Here is a 12,994-nt window from a genome sequence, read left to right on the forward strand (position 1 = left end):
GGTATATCGTTATTTTGTTGTTTTCACTCAAATCGGCCAAAATTTAGGCTGTATTTTTGGCAGGGTTCATTTTCATCGTTCGGACGTGAATTGATTGCCTATTTAGGCATTTTAATCCGTCATTACACAATATGTTGTGGTATGCGCTATTGACTTTCCCCATCCCCCGCGGTAAGATAAATGTGCTCGCTTAAAAAATAGACCGTCGTTCTGTATCCACAAGATACAGTTTCGCCATGCGATAGATCGATATGAGACCGCGGAGGGGTATCCGCGGAGAGACAAACAGGAGGAAACCCATGAAGATCATCAAGCGCAACGGCAGCGAGGCCGTGTTTGACATTTCCAAGATCATTGCCGCCGTGACCAAGGCAAACAATGTTGTGGACGAGGGCGCGCGCCTGACCCAGGCGCAGATCCTCTCCATCGCCGATACCGTCCAGAAGACCTGCGAGTCCCGCAGCCATGCCATGGGCGTGGAGGAGATTCAGGACCTGGTGGAGGACGGCATCATGTCCGCCGGTGCCTATGAGGTTGCCCGCCATTATATCACCTACCGCTATGTGCAGGGCCTGCGCCGCACCCACAACACCACCGACGACCGCATCCTCAGCCTCATTGAGTGCAACAACGAGGAAGTCAAGCAGGAAAACTCCAACAAGAACCCCACCGTCAACTCGGTCCAGCGCGACTATATGGCGGGCGAGGTCTCCAAGGACCTGACCATGCGCATGCTGCTGCCTGCCGACATCGTCAAGGCCCACGAGGAAGGTATCATCCACTTCCATGATGCCGACTACTTTGCTCAGCACATGCACAACTGCGACCTGGTCAATCTGGACGACATGCTGCAGAACGGCACCGTCATTTCCGGCACCCTCATTGAGAAGCCCCATTCCTTCTCCACCGCCTGCAACATCGCCACCCAGATCATCGCCCAGGTGGCATCCAGCCAGTACGGCGGCCAGAGCATCAGCCTGACCCATCTGGCGCCTTTTGTGGACATCAGCCGCAAGAAGATCCGCAAGGATGTGGAGAAGGAGCTCAGCGAGCTCAACGTCAGCCCCAGCGAGGAGAAGGTCTCCCAGATCGTGGAGGACCGTCTGCGTGAGGAGATCAAGCGCGGCGTCCAGACCATCCAGTACCAGGTGGTCACCCTCATGACCACCAACGGCCAGGCTCCCTTCATCACGGTGTTCATGTATCTGGGCGAGGCCGGCGACAACCAGCGCCTCAAGTCCGACCTGGCCATCATCATTGAGGAGATGCTCCGCCAGCGCTACCAGGGCGTCAAGAACGAGGCCGGCGTCTGGATCACCCCCGCCTTCCCCAAGCTGATCTACGTGCTGGAAGAGGACAACATCCGGGAAGGCACCCCCTACTTCTACCTGACCAAGCTGGCCGCCAAGTGCACTGCCAAGCGCATGGTGCCCGACTACATCAGCGAGAAGAAGATGAAGGAATACAAGCTGTCCAAGGGCGAGACCGAAGGCCACGGCGATGTCTACACCTGCATGGGCTGCCGCAGCTTCCTGACCCCCGACCGCTCCGGCAACGGCTGGGACAACGTGGCCAATGCCCAGAACTACGACGGCAAGCCCAAGTACTACGGCCGCTTCAACCAGGGCGTGGTCACCATCAACCTGGTGGACGTTGCCCTGTCCTCTCACGGCGACTTCGACGCCTTCTGGAAGATCTTCGACGAGCGGCTGGAGCTCTGCCACAAGGCCCTCATGTGCCGTCACAACCGCCTCAAGGGCACTCTGTCCGATGCGGCGCCCATCCTGTGGCAGTACGGCGCTCTGGCCCGCCTGAAGAAGGGCGAGACCATCGACAAGCTGCTGTACGGCGGTTACTCCACCATCAGCCTGGGCTACGCAGGCCTGTACGAGTGCTGCAAGTATATGACCGGCAAGAGCCACACCGACCCCGCAGCCAAGCCCTTTGCCCTGCAGGTCATGCAGCACATGAACGACGCCTGCGCCAAGTGGAAGGCCGACTCCAACATTGATTTCAGCCTCTACGGCACCCCGCTGGAGTCCACCACCTACAAGTTTGCCAAGTGCCTGCAGAAGCGCTTCGGCATTGTGCCCGGCATCACCGACCGCAACTATATCACCAACTCCTACCACGTCCACGTGTCCGAGCAGATCGACGCCTTCACCAAGCTGAAGTTCGAGAGCGATTTCCAGAAGCTCAGCCCGGGCGGCGCCATCAGCTACGTGGAAGTGCCCAACATGCAGGATAATCTGGAGGCTGTCATCCAGGTCATGCAGTTCATCTACGACAACATCATGTACGCCGAGCTCAACACCAAGAGCGACTACTGCCAGTGCTGCGGCTACGACGGCGAGATCAGCATCGTGGAGGACGACGGCAAGCTGGTCTGGGAGTGCCCCAAGTGCGGCAACCGTGACCAGAGCAAGCTGAACGTTGCCCGCCGGACCTGCGGCTACATCGGCACCCAGTTCTGGAACCAGGGCCGTACCGCCGAGATCAAGGACCGCGTGCTGCATCTGTAATCCATCATAAACAGCAAAAAAGGAGAGGCCCCCGCGGGGTCCTCTCCTTTTTGTATTTGCTTGTATCTGCCTTTGGCGGAACAGCGATCAGAAGATCGCCTTGCCGTCCCGGATCTGGAACATGCCCAGAACCGGCTCGGTGCCGTCATAGGCAAAGGTGCAGCCCAACAGATCATCGGTGTAGGTGATATCGGCGATGTCCTGGGGGATGTCGATGCTGCCGGTATTGGTGCAGTCCTGTACCTTGACGCTCTCCTCGGTGCAGGCCACAATGCCTGCGATGACGCCCTGGGGATAGTTCCTGCCGTCGTCGGGACGGTCGATGGGGCCGTCGCAGAGCAGCTGGACGGTACCGGTATTGCTGCAGCCGGTCACTGTTGTGCTGCCGCCGTCAAAGGGCAGGTAACCGGCAATGCCGCCGGCATAGACAATGGGCATCAGACCGGTGACGGTACCGGTGTTCTCACAGCCATCCAGACGGACGGTGTTGCCGGACACGCTGGTGCCCAGAACCCCCATCTCCCGGCTGAGAATTCCGGCAGCGCCGTAGTTGCCGCCGTTGACCTGTCCGCTGTTGCGGCAGTTCTGGATGAGAACATCTGTGCCGGTGACGTCATTCTGCACAAACAGATTGCTTATCACACCGCCGGCGCAGTAGCCCGTGGAGCTGACACTGCCGGTGTTCTCGCAGCCGGTGATCTGTACCGTGGAAGCGTTGCGAAGATTCAGGGCACCGAAGATGCCCGCAGCGCCGTCGGTGCTGGTGACGGTGCCCTCGTTGCGGCAGCCAGTGACGGTCAGGCTGGTGCCCGCATCATAAAGGTTCACCTCGGCAGCAATGCCGCCCTGACTGCCCTCGCCCTGGACTGTGCCCTCGTTGACGCAGTTTTCCACCAGCACGGTGCCCGCCGTGCCGGTGCTCTGGTCCTGATGCACCGACAGGCTGGCGGCGATACCGCCGGCCTTTACATTGCCCTTGTTCACACAGCCGCGGAGGGTAATACCATCGTGGAACGACGCCAGATTGCTGACAATACCGGCACCGTTCAGGTCCATCTCGTTGACGCAGTCCTCCAGCAGCAGATCGCCCTCCGTATTGTCCATCAGTTCGCCTGCCACGCCGCCCAGCGCCAGCACCGGCTCCTGAGTAAATTCAAAACTTCCTTTTGCGGTGCACTGGGCAATGGTTCCGCCGCTGCCTTCGGACACAATGCCGCCTGCATAATAGATTTTGCCTTCGGTGCGGATGCTGCCGTCAAAGGTACAGCCCCGCAGCTCACCGCCCGAAAGCTCGCCGGCCACACCGCCGATGCCGGTTGCCGCCTGAGCCACGATGTCCACGCCGCTGGTGCAGTTTTCCACCCGGCTGCCACTGTTGACGTTGGCTACAATGCCGCCCACCGGATGCAGTTCTGCCGGGGTCAGGAAACGATAAAGGGAGTCGGTGACGGTGACATTTTCCACCACGCCGTCCACAAGGCCGAACAGACCGTAATAAGGCTGCTGACTTGCCTCGGTGTTGTAATAGGCAGAAACAATGTACAGGCCGCGGATGGTGTGTCCCTGACCGTCAAAATGACCTTCGAAGCTTGCCAGCTGGGTTGCCTGGGAGGTATCGGTCAGTGTGTAGTCATACCGCACACCCACGGGAATCCACAGATATTCCGGCGCCTGCTCGGTCCAGGTATCGAAGTCGGTCAGGTCATTCATGTCGATATCGGCGGTCAGCACATAGCTGGCAGCCGCAGCGGCTTTGACCTCCTCCCCGTTTTCCCCGAACTGGTCCTGATTGACCAGTTCGGCCAGCCGGGCCAGCTGATCGGCAGTGGCGATCTGATAGGGGTCCTCCTCGGTTCCGGTGCCGCCGGCAAAACTGTCTGCCGCCGGATGGGGCTGGGCCTGCAGTTCCTCAGGGATCTGGGTGTCGATGGTCATTTCCCATGCATCCTCAGCGCTGGCCTTGATCTCTTCATCCGTTTTGGGAACGGGAATGTTGATCCGCCGGTTTCCTCCGCATGCTGTCAGCACCAGGGATGCCGCTGCCAGCAGGGCAAGAATCTTTCGTTTCATGCTGTTTCCTCCTTTTTGTCCGGGATCTTCTTCCACTATAGCATTGCCTTCCGGCTGGAGACAGGTATTTGACAAAACTGGCAGGAAAATCCACAAAATTGACTGCGCCAACCAAAAAAGCCCGCCTCCGGTGGGGAGGCGGGCCGCTGACATGTCATATGGGAATGGAACCGATATCAGATCATCTCGATCTGACACAGCTTCATGGCATCCAGGGCGGTCTGGTGGCTCTGGGGGGTGACGCAGGCACAGCAGGAGGCCGCCACCCGGATGGGCGTTTCAGGCAGAGCCGCCTTGACCAGCAGGACGTTGCTGATGACGCAGATGCCGGTGCAGACGCCACAGAAAGTGATGCTGTCCGGCTTTTCCGTGGCCAGATAGTGGGCCAGTCGGGTGGAGCCGAAGGTGGGCTTGTCAAAGATGGGGGCATTCGCCGCCAGGTCCTGCAGTTCATCCACGATCTGCCAGCCTCTGGTGCCCTGGATGCAGTGGGGCACCGGCAGGTTGCGGCCCTCCTGAGTGTGGAGGTAGTCGGAAGTGTGGGTATCCCGGGTAAAGACCACAGGGCCTTGCCAGCTGTGGGCCAGCTCCGACAGCGCGGGCAGCATGGCCTGAGCCTCAGCGGTGCCCAGCGCATCGGTCACAAAATCGTTTTGCATGTCGATGACGACCAGCAGATCCTTGGACATTTCAGCTTCCTCCTTGATGGCAATTCACAGATGCAGGCGTTTTTGCAGTTCGGCCCAGAGGTCCCGGGCCTTGAAAATGGCCAGCCCCAGAAAGGTGATGATGCTGACGATCAGGCAGATCACCCACAGGCCGGGGGCCTGGTTGGGGGTGAGCAGAAAGACAATATAGGGTACCACCCCGATGATGATGTTGAGCAGCAGATAAACCAGGCTGTTCTCGGTAAAGCGGCGGTTGACAAAGGCAAAGATAAAGTTGAGCACCAGCGCCACGGTACACAGCACCGGGATGACCAGGTCAATGCTGAAGCGGTTCCACCCGGTGACCCAGTCGCAGAGCAGCAGCACCGCCGACACAAGGATCAGCGTCTGGAACAGCAGTTTTGGAGCATTGCGGCGGCGTTTCATCAGGGCGCGGAGCAGGATCAGGGTGCCCACCACGCCGATGAGCACCGGCAGGCTCCAGTGGAGTTCCCCGTCCACCACCAGAAAATCCACCGACATGCAGATGACCACCGCTGTCAGCAGCAGAAAAGCTATGACCTTGTATGCCAGGGAATAGCGGCGCTGTTCCGGCACCACATGGGGATAGCGGGCGGGTTCTCCCTCCCCCAAAAGCTGGCTCTGGCACAGGGGGCAGTACTCGGGGGAGCCGCCTACACGGATTTTGCAGTTGGGGCAAGTTTTCATCCGTTATTCACCTCGGTCGCATAGAGTGTGACATCCAGCCCGTCCTTTGCCATATCGCCCAGGAACCGCCGCAGCACACCGGTGCCCCGATAGGCAGACGAGATGCCCAGCACCAGATCATCGTGCCAGGAACTGACGCAGACAAACATGGTGGATGTGCTGGCCATGGCCGTAAATCCCCGCAGCCAGGGGTCCAGTTCCGGCGGCGTCTTGATGGCACCCAGGTTGGACAGGGTGGCGGTGACCCGCTGGTTTTCCCGCCAGGTGAACAGTCCCACCGTCTTGTTCTTGATGAACAGCGGCACCGGCTTGATGCCCGGCATGTGTTCCAGCTGCTCAAAGCTGTCCATGCGGGCCTTGACCCGCTCCTCCGACAGCTCATATTTCAATGTGGCGTCAAAGGCGGCGGCCAGGCTTTGCGCCGTCTCGGTGCCGTCAAAGACATGGCCCACCCGGATGCTGTTGAAAAAGTTCCGCGCCGTCTCGGAAGGATAATAGTTGCGCAGGTTCACCGGCAGGCTGATGACCACCGGACGGCGGCGCTCCAGCTGGGGCGTCTCGGCGTGGATGGCCAGCATGAGCCGGGCCCCCAGCCAGCTTGTCAGGGTGACGCCGTCCGCCCGGGCCCGGGTCAAAAGCTGTTTTACATTCAGATGTGCCTCAAAAAACTGGGTCTGGTCGTAGGGCAGTTTTGCCCCGCGCATCCGGTAGGCCCGGGGGGCCCGCTCTCCCCTGCCGCCCCGGGCGCCGTAAAACTGGCGGAAGCTGTCCTGGGCCAGGTCGGCCGCCGGGGCCACGCTCTCGGGCACCACATGGGCCAGCTTTTCCGGCTCCAGCAGCTTGAGATACTGGCAGACCAGCGCCTTGAGAAAAATCAGCCCGCCGTTGCCGTCGCTGAGGGCGTGGAACATCTCCACATGGATGCGGGGACCGTAGTAGCTCACCCGGTAGAGCAGTTCGTTGCGCAGCTCCGGCCCGTAGACCGGCGCACAGGGTGCCAGCGTCTCTGGCTCGGCATGAGGTTCCTTGCGGGTGGATTCCAGATAGTTCCAGAACAGTCCCCGGTGCAGGGTCACCTGAAAATTGGGGAACTGCCGTGCCGTCAGGCGCAGCGCCTCATCCAGGCTTGCCCCGTCAATGTCGGCGTTCAGGGTGCAGCTTACCCGGAAGACCCGGGGGTCTCGCCGGGAGTTGGTCGCAATGAAGACCTTTGCCACATTGTCGACCCGGTACCATGTATCGGCCATCTGCCGTCCCTCCTTCTTGCAGCCGGGCGGCTGCACGGCATTGCGCCGTTACAGAATCCGCTGTACAAACCGCCCGATGCTTTCCATGGCCAGGGCGGCGCGGCGGATGGGCATCTGCTGGAACACATGCCAGCAGTCGTCGTAGACTTCCAGGACCGAATAGACATTGGCTTCCTGGAGTTTATGGTGCAGAAGCTCCGAGTCGGAGCGCAGGATCTCGTTGGTGCCCACCTGGATCAGGGCCGGGGGCAGTCCCCGCAGATCGCCGAACAGCGGCGAATAGCAGGGCTGGGTCCAGTCGGCGTCGGGGCCGGTGTAGGCCGCCCGCACCGAGGCAATATATTCCGCCGACAGCATGGGGTCAATGTCGGCGCAGTCGGTGTGGGAAAGCCCCGAGCAGGTCATGTCGGTCCAGGGACTCATCAGGATCATCATACGCGGCTGACGGCGTCCCTGTTCCTTGAGCTTGAGGCAGAGTTCCAGCACCAGGTTGCCCCCTGCCGAATCTCCGGCCAGGATCACATCCCGGGCGCCCATGCCCATATACATCAGGTGATCCCACACCGCCAGGGCATCCTGGATGGCGGCGGGATAGGGATGCTCGGGGGCCAGGCGGTACTCGAAGGAGAGCACGTCGCAGCCGCTGGCCAGTGCCAGTTTGCTGGCCAGGATCCGGGCATAGCCCAGCTGGCCGCAGGTATAGCCGCCCCCGTGACAGTAGAGCACCACATGGCGCCGGTCGTGGCCCTGCTCGATGCTGATCCACTCGGCAGGGATGCTGCCGATATGGAAGGGCGACGCCTTGACCCCGATGGAGGGGGTCACCAGCCGGGCAAAGAGTTCCTGCCCGGCCCGCTGGCGTTCCAGGTCCTCGGGGTCGGTGGAGCCGCTGCCGGTGACCGAGTGCACCGCCTTGATGGCGCGCATCATGGGGCCCAGCTGGTCGCTGTCCTGCCCCCGCTGGGGAATGAGCTGTCGGATGACCGCGCTCAGCCGCGCGGCGGGGTCACGCTGCCTGTCTTCTGCCATAGTGGTGTCCTTTCTTTGCCAATGGGTTACAGTCGGGCCAGAATCCGCACCCAGATGCTGCGCAGGATGGGTGGATGAGCCGCCGGGAAGCAGCAGAGGCGGTAGACTTTTTCCCGCGCCGGGAAGGCTCCCTTCTTTGTGTACCAGCGGTAGAGCACCCGCAGCTGCCGGTTTTTGCCCCCCGGCAGGTGAAAGATGCAGACGGGGTCGTTGCAGTAGTTGGTGCCGGCAAAATAAAACCGCGCTCCCACCCAGTAGCGGAAGATGTAGGCGTTGGCAGCCCGCACCGGGCGGCCGGCCAGCAGGCTGCGGTAGGCGGCGGCACAGGTGATGAACTCGTCTCCCTCATGGGGACGGAGGCCTTTTTCATTCATGGTCCGGTAGACATCGGCGCACTCGTCCATGAAATCGGCCAGGCGCTGCCGGCTGCCGCAGATCAGCTCCCCGCCGAAGTGGGTCAGCACCGGCTCCCCGCCGTAGAGCGCCCCGTAGTTGCGGCTGATGGCCGCCGCCATGGGCTGGCCCGCCGCGTGGGGCACCTGATAGAGCAGCACCGCCTCGTCGGCCTCCCGCCAGAGGTCGGTGTAGGGATACTGGGTGTAGGTGTCCACATCCAGCAGCAGAAGGCGGCGGTAATTGGTGGTGCGCACCATCCACTCCAGAGCGCAGAGCTTGTAAAAGGCCAGGGACCACTCCAGCGCCGCGTCCACCCGGAATTGTTCAAAGGGGCACTGCAGTATCTTCACGCCGCCCGCCTCCAGCTGCCCGGCATAGGGCTGGGGCACCGGGGCGTTGGTCACCAGGGCCACGTCACAGTCGGGATTGCAGGCTTTGGCGCTGCACAGCGACACCACGATGCAGCGGTAATAGGCGTCGCTGCCCAGGTTGGCGGCGTCGCCCTCACGGTGGCCTTCCAGGGTAGCGAAGGCGCCGAAAATCAGGTTTTCCATGAGATACCCCCTGTTGTTGCGGTCAGATCAGCAGGCCCAGTGTGCCCGCCACCAGAAGCACCAGCCCGATGCGGGCGGCGCGGGGAAGTTTTTCTTTGAGGATGACGCGGGAGAAGAGGATCGTCACCACGATGGACAGCTTGTCGATGGGCGCGGCCAGAGAGGCGTTGATGAGCTGGAGGGAGGCATTCTGGCACAGCCAGCTTGCCCCCGTGGCAATGCCCGAGAGCGCCAGCAGCATCCAGCCGCTGCCGGGGATGGCTTTCATCTCCCGGGCAGCGCCTTTTCCGCCCAGTTTGATGAGCACCATGGCCCAGGCCATGACCAGCACCACGGTGGTACGCACGGCGGTGCCCAGAGTGGAGTCGATGCCGGTGACGCCCAGCTTGGTCAGGATGGAGGTCAGCGCCGCAAACACCGCGCTGGCCCAGGCTGCCGCCAGCCAGCTTCCGCCGGAGGGCTTTTCCCCCCGGGCAGGCCTGCGGATGCCCACCATGAGCAGGGTCCCTGCCCCCATGACCACCATGCAGAGGACGCCCAGCGGCGTGGGGATCTCCCCCAGAATGGGGATGGCCAGCAGCATGGTCAGAATGGTGCTGCTCTTGTCGATGGGAGCCACCCGGGCCACATCGCCCTTTTGCAGGGCTGCAAAGTAAAACAGCCAGCTGGCGCCGGTGGCCAGACCGGACAGGGTCAGAAACACCCAGCTCCGGGCCGGAATGAGGGCCAGCTCAGGTAGACGCCCGCCCAGGGCGGCAAGTCCCCAGGCAAACACCAGCACCACCACGGTGCGCAGCGCCGTGGCCAGGGTTGAGTCCACCCCCGTATATCCCAGTTTTGCCAGAATTGCCACGGCACCGGCAAACAGTGCCCCGGCAAAGGCCAGCAGAATTCCCAACGTCTCCTGCGGCATTGTCCATCAGGACCTTTCTTTTTGTATCCTGCGTCAGCGGTGGAACAAATCCTGCCTTGCACACCGCCAGTAGTAATAGAGTCCGTTTTGTGCATACCGGCTGAACTGTTTGGGCTCCCGCCAGATGCGGTAGGCCCATTCCAGTCCGGCCCTGCGCATCCACTGGGGAGCGCGGCGGACCTCCCCGGTCAGGAAGTTCATGGCGGCGCCTACCGCCAATACCCGCATGCCCGCAAGCTGGGATGCATGGTTCATGACCCAGTAGTCCTGCCGCGGCGCTCCCAGGGCCACCCACAGATAGTCGGGGTTTGTCTCCCGGATGCGGCGAATGTCCGCCCGATCCTCCTCCTCACTCAGAGGGCGGAAGGGCGGCGCACAGGTGCCCGCCACACAGAGGCCGGGAAAGTCCTGACGCAGCTTTTCCTGCAATTTTTCCAGATTTTCCGGCGTTGTGCCGTAAAAATAGTGTCGTGCCCCGGTATTTTGGGTGGCTTCCAGCACCAGCCGCATCATGTCGGGGCCGCTGCACCGCTCAATGCCGGTGAGGGTGGGGTCCAGCTTTCTGGCACGGCGCACCACCGGCATGCCGTCCATGGCGCAGATGCTCATACTGTTGAGCACCGCCCGGTAATCGGCGTCCCGGGCTGCCTGGGAAAGGCTGGTCACCGGGGCAAAAGCCACTGTCCGGCATTCCTCCGCCGCCAGCGGGGCAGTGAGTTCCCCCAGCAGTTCCGCCTTGGAACCCGCACGGTACCCCACGCCGAAGATCGTGATCTCACGCATAGCTTTCCTCTTTATTGTCCATAGTTTATTGCAGGTTGACAAGGCCCAGATCCCGCAGGATATCCGCCCGGGTCTCCAGGGCCAGGGCCGCAATGCGGCGCACCCTCTCGGGGGTCATGTAGGGGGCCAGGCCGCTGATGGAAAAGGCGCTGTCCGCCCGGCCGCCCGGCCCAGGAATGGACAGGGCCACACAGCGGATGCCCAGCTCGTTCTCCTCATCGTCCACGGCATAGCCCCGGGCACGGACTTCGTCCAGCTGGCGCAGCAGGGCGGGCAGCTCGGTGATGGTGTTGCCCGTCAGCTTGCGGGGATGGCTTTGCTTCCAGATCTCCTCCACCTCGGCAGTGGGCAGGGTGGCCAGGATCGCCTTGCCCACGCCGGTGCAGTACAGCGGGCTGCGCAGCCCCACCCGGCTGGACATGCGCATGGGACCGCTCTCGGTCTTATAAATGTAGACAATGTCCCGTGCATCCCGGATGACCAGGTGCACCGCCTCGCCGGTGCGCTGGGCCAGGCGTTCCAGATGCAGCTTGGCCACCCCCATGATGTCCATGCTGTTGACAATGCCCGACGAAAGTTCAAACATCTTCAGTGTCAGCCGGTATTTGCCGGTGACGCTGTCCTGCCGCGCATAGCCCAGCTGCAAAAGGCTGGCCAAAAGGCGATGGGTCGTGCTTTTTGCCAGGCCTGCCTCGGCCGCCAGCTTTTGCAGCCCCACCCCCGCAGGATGGGCCGCCAGCACCTCGATGATGCCGAAGATCCGCGCGACGCTCTGTACACCGCCCTGCTCTGATTTTTCCGCGGCGTTCGCCATGAAAGAGTTCCTCCCTCCCTGAAAATTTAACAAAAAATTCATAATTCCGGCGTCGGAAGGCAATTTTACCAAAGTGGTTCCGTATGATGGAACAAGTATACCAGCAAAAGCGGATTTTGGCAACCCGTCATGCCACCCTGCGGAACATGCCTTTTCACAAGGGCAAAATACTGCATTTTGCCTGCAAAAGGGCCGATTGACGCGGCCGCACGCCCTTTGCTATAATAAGGTCAAGCCAAAAGCGGAACACAGTTCCGCAATATGGAACGGTAAACCAAGTATGGCAAAAAGGAGAATGTGGTATGAATCCTGTAGTAGAGCGCGTTTACGAAATCGGTATCATCCCGGTCATCGCGTTCAACAGCGTTGACGAGGCTGTGCCTCTGTGCAAGGCGTTGGTCGCGGGTGGTCTGCCCGCCGCGGAGGTCACCTTCCGCACCGCCTGTGCCGAAGAGTGCATCAAAAAGATCCACGACGAAGTGCCTGAGATGCTGCTGGGCGCCGGCACTGTCCTGACCGAGGATCAGGCTGACCGCGCCATGGCAGCCGGCGCTTCCTTCATCGTTGCGCCGGGCTTCGACCCCAATGTCACCAAGCATGTCATCGACAAGGGCGGCCTGATGATGCCCGGCACCTGCAGCGCTGGTGAAATGCAGCAGGCCATGAACCTGGGCTGCGAGGCGCTCAAGTTCTTCCCCGCCGAGGCCAACGGCGGCGTTGCCATGCTCAAGAACATCGGCGGTGCTCTCAAGACCGCCAAGTGGATGTGCACTGGCGGCATCAACGCCAAGAATGTCAACGACTACCTGGCTTATGACCAGATCTTCGCCGTGGGCGGCACCTGGATGTGCAAGAGCGACAAGATCAAAGCCGGCGCATGGGACGAGATCACCGCCATGTGCAAGGAAGCCGTCGACACCATGCTGGGCCTGGAGCTGGGCCACATCGGCATCAACTGCGCCGACGACACCGAGGCCATGAAGACCGCCGAGACCCTGGGCAGCCTGCTGAGCATGGCCGTCAAGCCCGGCAACTCCAGCATCTTTGTGGGCAACAAAGAGTTTGAGATCATGAAGAAGCCCGGCCGCGGCACCCATGGCCACATCGCCATCAAGACCAACAACGTCGACCGCGCCATCTACCACCTGAGCAACCGCGGCGTCAAGTTTGATCTGGATTCCAAGGTCGTCAAGAACGGCAAAACCACTGCCGTCTATATGGCCGACGAACTGGCCGGCTTTGCCATCCATCTGGTCCAGAAATAATCAGTGGGGAATATTCCGCTCTGTA

General features: G+C 61.4%; 11 protein-coding genes. 2 read left to right on the top strand and 9 right to left on the bottom strand.

Annotated elements, in window-relative coordinates; translation table 11 throughout:
- The first annotated feature begins 299 nt into the window (after positions 1-299).
- Complete coding sequence (gene nrdD / locus INF35_RS11935; RefSeq protein ID WP_193502718.1) at positions 300-2,522, top strand: anaerobic ribonucleoside-triphosphate reductase; 2,223 nt, start codon at positions 300-302, stop codon at positions 2,520-2,522.
- A gap of 87 nt (positions 2,523-2,609) precedes the next feature.
- Here the strand turns inward: nrdD and INF35_RS11940 are convergent, their stop codons facing one another.
- From INF35_RS11940 to INF35_RS11980, 9 genes are all read right to left on the bottom strand, one after another.
- Positions 2,610-4,592 (bottom strand): hypothetical protein, encoded by a 1,983-nt coding sequence (locus tag INF35_RS11940; protein WP_193502720.1) that lies wholly within the window; start codon positions 4,590-4,592, stop codon positions 2,610-2,612.
- A 176-nt stretch (positions 4,593-4,768) separates the two neighbouring features.
- Positions 4,769-5,281 carry a cysteine hydrolase family protein gene (locus INF35_RS11945; protein ID WP_193502722.1) on the bottom strand — a complete coding sequence of 171 codons (513 nt, stop codon included), beginning with the start codon at positions 5,279-5,281 and terminating at the stop codon, positions 4,769-4,771.
- A 24-nt stretch (positions 5,282-5,305) separates the two neighbouring features.
- Positions 5,306-5,968 (bottom strand): DUF6320 domain-containing protein, encoded by a 663-nt coding sequence (locus INF35_RS11950; protein WP_193502724.1) that lies wholly within the window; start codon positions 5,966-5,968, stop codon positions 5,306-5,308.
- On the bottom strand, positions 5,965-7,215 hold the full coding sequence (locus INF35_RS11955) for a condensation domain-containing protein (RefSeq protein ID WP_193502726.1): 1,251 nt from the start codon (positions 7,213-7,215) through the stop codon (positions 5,965-5,967). Before INF35_RS11955 ends, INF35_RS11950 begins: the two co-directional genes overlap by 4 nt.
- 48 nt (positions 7,216-7,263) lie before the next feature.
- A complete protein-coding gene (locus tag INF35_RS11960) occupies positions 7,264-8,244 on the bottom strand; it encodes an alpha/beta hydrolase (protein WP_193502728.1) in 981 nt (326 codons plus the stop codon).
- Positions 8,245-8,270: 26 nt separating this feature from the next.
- The gene (locus tag INF35_RS11965) at positions 8,271-9,194 is read right to left on the bottom strand and encodes a hypothetical protein (protein ID WP_193502730.1); all 924 of its coding nucleotides are present in this window, start codon (positions 9,192-9,194) and stop codon (positions 8,271-8,273) included.
- Between the two features lie 22 nt (positions 9,195-9,216).
- Complete coding sequence (locus INF35_RS11970) at positions 9,217-10,092, bottom strand: EamA family transporter (RefSeq protein ID WP_407925646.1); 876 nt, start codon at positions 10,090-10,092, stop codon at positions 9,217-9,219.
- 48 nt (positions 10,093-10,140) lie between these two features.
- Entirely contained in the window at positions 10,141-10,890 is a 750-nt protein-coding gene (locus INF35_RS11975; protein WP_193502733.1) for a WecB/TagA/CpsF family glycosyltransferase, read from the bottom strand.
- A 25-nt stretch (positions 10,891-10,915) separates the two neighbouring features.
- Positions 10,916-11,704: an IclR family transcriptional regulator gene (locus tag INF35_RS11980; protein WP_193502735.1), complete on the bottom strand. Its 789-nt coding sequence runs from the start codon at positions 11,702-11,704 to the stop codon at positions 10,916-10,918.
- A 302-nt stretch (positions 11,705-12,006) separates the two neighbouring features.
- Here INF35_RS11980 and eda point away from each other — a divergent pair, with 302 nt between their 5' ends.
- The gene (gene eda, locus INF35_RS11985) at positions 12,007-12,969 is read left to right on the top strand and encodes a bifunctional 4-hydroxy-2-oxoglutarate aldolase/2-dehydro-3-deoxy-phosphogluconate aldolase (RefSeq protein ID WP_193502738.1); all 963 of its coding nucleotides are present in this window, start codon (positions 12,007-12,009) and stop codon (positions 12,967-12,969) included.
- Positions 12,970-12,994: the final 25 nt, after the last annotated feature.

Origin of the sequence: Gemmiger gallinarum (assembly GCF_014982805.1) — a bacterium.
GTDB lineage: Bacteria > Bacillota > Clostridia > Oscillospirales > Ruminococcaceae > Gemmiger > Gemmiger gallinarum.

Bases quoted from the DNA above. Each gene is read 5' to 3' on its own strand.
- INF35_RS11945 (WP_193502722.1), bottom strand. From the start codon at position 5,281: ATGTCCAAGGATCTGCTGGTCGTCATCGACATGCAAAACGATTTTGTG.
- INF35_RS11965 (WP_193502730.1), bottom strand. From the start codon at position 9,194: ATGGAAAACCTGATTTTCGGCGCCTTCGCTACCCTGGAAGGCCACCGT.
- nrdD (WP_193502718.1), top strand. From the start codon at position 300: ATGAAGATCATCAAGCGCAACGGCAGCGAGGCCGTGTTTGACATTTCC.
- INF35_RS11960 (WP_193502728.1), bottom strand. From the start codon at position 8,244: ATGGCAGAAGACAGGCAGCGTGACCCCGCCGCGCGGCTGAGCGCGGTC.
- INF35_RS11975 (WP_193502733.1), bottom strand. From the start codon at position 10,890: ATGCGTGAGATCACGATCTTCGGCGTGGGGTACCGTGCGGGTTCCAAG.
- INF35_RS11950 (WP_193502724.1), bottom strand. From the start codon at position 5,968: ATGAAAACTTGCCCCAACTGCAAAATCCGTGTAGGCGGCTCCCCCGAG.
- INF35_RS11980 (WP_193502735.1), bottom strand. From the start codon at position 11,704: ATGGCGAACGCCGCGGAAAAATCAGAGCAGGGCGGTGTACAGAGCGTC.
- INF35_RS11955 (WP_193502726.1), bottom strand. From the start codon at position 7,215: ATGGCCGATACATGGTACCGGGTCGACAATGTGGCAAAGGTCTTCATT.
- eda (WP_193502738.1), top strand. From the start codon at position 12,007: ATGAATCCTGTAGTAGAGCGCGTTTACGAAATCGGTATCATCCCGGTC.
- INF35_RS11940 (WP_193502720.1), bottom strand. From the start codon at position 4,592: ATGAAACGAAAGATTCTTGCCCTGCTGGCAGCGGCATCCCTGGTGCTG.